Consider the following 3,051-nt stretch of genomic DNA (forward strand, 5'->3'; position numbering starts at 1 on the left):
ACCGCCATTCGCGGGGTGGAGTCCGGCGGCGCGGTGGAAAACCTGCCGTGCCACACCTTCCCGAGCGACGACGGCGGCGTGGACATGAAGTGCCCGACCGAGATCGCCATCAGCGACCGCCGCGAAGCCGAGCTGGCCAAAAACGGCTTTATGCCGCTGGTGCACCGCAAAAACTCCGACTTCGCCGCCTTTATCGGCGCGCAGTCGCTGCAGAAACCGGCGGAATACTACGACGCCGACGCCTCCGCCAACGCCCAGCTTTCCGCGCGCCTGCCGTATCTGTTCGCCTGCTGCCGCTTCGCGCATTACCTGAAGTGCATCGTGCGCGACAAAATTGGTTCCTTCCGCGAGCGCGACGACATGGAGCGCTGGCTGAACGACTGGATCATGAACTACGTGGACGGCGATCCGGCCAACTCCTCGCAGGAAACCAAGTCGCGCAAACCGCTGGCCGCGGCGGAAGTGCAGGTGGAAGAGATCGAAGACAACCCAGGCTATTACAGCGCCAAGTTCTTCCTGCGCCCGCACTACCAGCTGGAAGGTCTGACCGTCTCCCTGCGCCTGGTGTCGAAGCTGCCTTCGCTCAAACAAAACGACGCGTCCTGATGGGCTGAAGTCAGGCCGCGGTAGTGCGGCCTGGCTGATACATCAACCTCATCGTCAGCCTATCGCAGAAAACCCGGATCGCATGTGGAACCAAGATAACGCGAAATAATTAAGCATTGAGCCATTAGCACTTAATAGTGGCTCGGTAACCCGTACCGATAGTTTTCGGTATTTAAGAAGGTGCATGGCACAAGGATATAAATTGGTAATGCATTACCACACTTGCAATTCCTGCTGCTATTACCTGAGTTTTTCAACGTAACGTTAATACTACTGTTAACCCTTAATAAAGAGTGAAGAAACTATGGCTATTGATATGTTCCTGAAAGTTGAAGGTGCCAGCGGCGAATCTAAAGATTCGAATCACAAAGGCTGGACCGACATTACTTCTTTCTCCTGGGGCGCTTCTCAACCGGGCAATATGGGCGTTGGCGGCGGCGGCGGCGCCGGTAAAGTGTGCTTCAACGATCTGCACGTTAACGCGCTGGTCGACAAGTCAACCCCGGCGCTGCTGAAGCACTGCTCCAGCGGTAAGCACCTGACCAAGGTTGAGTTGTCTGTCTGCAAGGCGGGCGGTACTCAGGTTGAGTACGTTAAAATCACCCTGGACGACGTGCTGGTCACCGCCGTGCAGTACACCGGCGCAGGCGGCGAAGACACCGTGGGCGTCACCTACTCCTTCCAGGCGGCGAAAGTGAAACAGCAATACTGGGAGCAGAGCGACAAAGGCGGCAAAGGCGCCGAAAGCAGCGCAGGTTGGAACATCAAGGAAAACCGCGAAGCTTAATCTGCATGCCCCCCGGTTACGGCCGGGGGGATTAATATAGGGAAATAACAATGAATAATAATCGCCCCATTTTTTCAGCAGCATGGGCTGCAAGCACTAAAATATATAACGCGCAATATTCAGCTCAAAATGTTGCCAAGATTATCGGCGGGCGTGTCGCCATGAATATTGCGCCCAATGGAAAGTGGGAAAACACCTGCGCTGTGCGTATGAGCTACATCTTGAATAAATCTGGCTTCCCCATTCCTTATGTAAAAGATCAGACCGTATCAGGCGCCGATCGTCAATGGTATTTTTTTAGAGTTAAAGATCTTATCGCTTATCTGACAAAGATCTGGGGCAAACCCGACCTTCGAGTCAAATTCCCTCCTCCAGGTGGTGGTGAATTAGCCGGAAAGAAAGGGATCATACTGTTTGAAATTGCAGGTTGGAGCGATGCTGGAGGACATGCTACGCTTTGGAATGGGAACGGCGATTGTTATGATCATTGTTATTTCAATGAACCAGAAGCTCGCTATACAACAAATTACGCTAACTTTTGGGTATTGAGATGAAAAAAACCCTTATCTCTTTTCTTTGTATATATGCTACTTGTGCTATAGCACATAAAAACCAAGAAGAACCCATTGAAAAGTGGCCACCGCAAGCGGCGTACCGAAACTATTTGCAAAACTACAAGGATATTGCTCTGACCTACTGCATTTCCGTCGCTTATAAGACATCACCAGAGGCTAGCAAAGATGCAATTGCCTCATCGAATGGTATCGATGCTTGGTCATACTATGCAATTCGTGATGAAGAATCCCCTATCATCAAGCTGACAAAACAGTATTTGCAAAAGAATTACAATGCTAAGGATGGGAAAAGCCGCTTAGACTTAATGAAGTGCATGGATATGTACCACAGTGAAGAGCTTGATAAACTTGCGAAAGATTATGTACAGCGCCCTAATGATAATTGGGTGAAAGACAATCCGGACAGAGTAAATGAAAATCCTCCTCGGAAATAATCAGTGAAAAAAATCTCACTGACTGTGGCCATCGCCGCAACGTTGAACGTCAATGCAGCGACAGAAATTGACTATTCCCCTGCCGAGTACCTCAAAAACTACGCGCTTAGCGTTTGTATCGCCGAGGGGTACTCAGCAAAAGAAGTCAAAAACGATGCCACCGCCACCGCCAGGGGTTACATGGAGTTCGGCGATTATTCTCTGGAAGCGCATACCGCTGTCAGGGCGCTGGCAAAAGAATTTCTGGCAAAGCACTATGACAGCATGTCTGGGGAGCCGATGACGATGGCAAAGTGCATCGATCTTGTACATAGCCAAGCACTGCAAGCCATCATCAAAAAATATCATGGAAAAGACGATAATTGATATCCGGGGTTATTAAACGAGGGATTTTCTTAAAGGTGATCTTGGATGAGAAAACACAATAACTTTCTGGTGTTTCTACTGCTCGCAAGTCAGATGGCCTTTGCTGAAACCTCTGTTGACTCTCTACCGCAAGAAACATTGTATAAAAATTGGTTAATCAGTCGTTGTTTGGGAAAGTTTACAGATTCAGAAAACACTAGGAAAGACGCGTTTAGAAGCGCCAGCGCTTATCTGGAATTTAGCAAGCTGCCCCTTTCCGCGTTTGAAGAGGGTGAGAAGCTGG

General features: G+C 49.9%; 6 protein-coding genes. All 6 read left to right on the forward strand.

The window, feature by feature from the left end:
• The coding region (tssC, locus tag ADK28_RS07510; protein WP_048795312.1) for a type VI secretion system contractile sheath large subunit at window positions 1-606 on the forward strand (606 nt) is incomplete at its 5' end.
• A 304-nt stretch (window positions 607-910) separates the two neighbouring features.
• Window positions 911-1,393, forward strand: coding sequence for an Hcp family type VI secretion system effector (locus tag ADK28_RS07515; protein WP_004961372.1), 483 nt, complete (start codon window positions 911-913; stop codon window positions 1,391-1,393).
• Between the two features lie 50 nt (window positions 1,394-1,443).
• Complete coding sequence (locus tag ADK28_RS29890) at window positions 1,444-1,947, forward strand: type VI secretion system amidase effector protein Tae4 (protein ID WP_071525932.1); 504 nt, start codon at window positions 1,444-1,446, stop codon at window positions 1,945-1,947.
• The gene (locus tag ADK28_RS07520) at window positions 1,944-2,402 is read left to right on the forward strand and encodes a T6SS amidase immunity protein Tai4 family protein (RefSeq protein WP_048795313.1); all 459 of its coding nucleotides are present in this window, start codon (window positions 1,944-1,946) and stop codon (window positions 2,400-2,402) included. Before ADK28_RS29890 ends, ADK28_RS07520 begins: the two co-directional genes overlap by 4 nt.
• A 12-nt stretch (window positions 2,403-2,414) precedes the next feature.
• Window positions 2,415-2,768, forward strand: coding sequence for a T6SS amidase immunity protein Tai4 family protein (locus ADK28_RS07525; protein ID WP_048795314.1), 354 nt, complete (start codon window positions 2,415-2,417; stop codon window positions 2,766-2,768).
• A gap of 45 nt (window positions 2,769-2,813) precedes the next feature.
• Window positions 2,814-3,051: T6SS amidase immunity protein Tai4 family protein (locus ADK28_RS30965; RefSeq protein ID WP_239686223.1), on the forward strand; the 238-nt coding region annotated here is incomplete at its 3' end.

It is taken from the genome of Serratia sp. 506_PEND (assembly GCF_001076875.1).
Classification (GTDB): domain Bacteria; phylum Pseudomonadota; class Gammaproteobacteria; order Enterobacterales; family Enterobacteriaceae; genus Serratia; species Serratia marcescens.

Bases quoted from the DNA above. Each gene is read 5' to 3' on its own strand.
- ADK28_RS07520 (WP_048795313.1), top strand. From the start codon at position 1,944: ATGAAAAAAACCCTTATCTCTTTTCTTTGTATATATGCTACTTGTGCT.
- ADK28_RS29890 (WP_071525932.1), top strand. From the start codon at position 1,444: ATGAATAATAATCGCCCCATTTTTTCAGCAGCATGGGCTGCAAGCACT.
- ADK28_RS07515 (WP_004961372.1), top strand. From the start codon at position 911: ATGGCTATTGATATGTTCCTGAAAGTTGAAGGTGCCAGCGGCGAATCT.